Annotated in this window: 1 pseudogene; it reads left to right on the forward strand. The window is 70.2% G+C overall.

The features are described 5' to 3' along the window. Positions 1-399, forward strand: a pseudogene (locus LU671_RS29365) (T6SS effector BTH_I2691 family protein); the annotation flags it as partial.

The following is a 399-nucleotide window of genomic DNA, read 5'->3' on the forward strand; positions in this document are numbered from 1 at the left end:
GGCTTCCAGGCCGAGTACGAGCGCCAGGAAGCCGAGTACCAGCGCTACATCGACCTGAACACCCAGGCCTACACCCAACTCTGCGACAGCAGCCTGTTCCACGCCATCGAGGAACACGACTACGACGGCGACGACCGCGAGTCCGGCATCGCCTACAGCAAGAGCATGGCCCTGTGCCTGGCTGGCGGCGTTACCGAGGCCCCCGACGCGGACGGCGAAGCCCGCGCCCCTGCCCCGGGCAGCAGCGCGGCGCTGTGGCAGCGCTGGCTGCAGGATCCCAACAGCCCGCCCTACCGCGCCGTGCTCCTGCGCGACCGGGCCCTGCTCGCCGCGCTGCTGCCCAGTTTCTCCACCACCGATCCCACCGACTGGGGCGACAGCGAGAAACTCTACGGGGCG

Origin of the sequence: Pseudomonas sp. NMI760_13, assembly GCF_021283245.1 — a bacterium.
In the GTDB taxonomy this organism is placed as follows: Bacteria; Pseudomonadota; Gammaproteobacteria; order Pseudomonadales; family Pseudomonadaceae; genus Aquipseudomonas; species Aquipseudomonas peradeniyensis.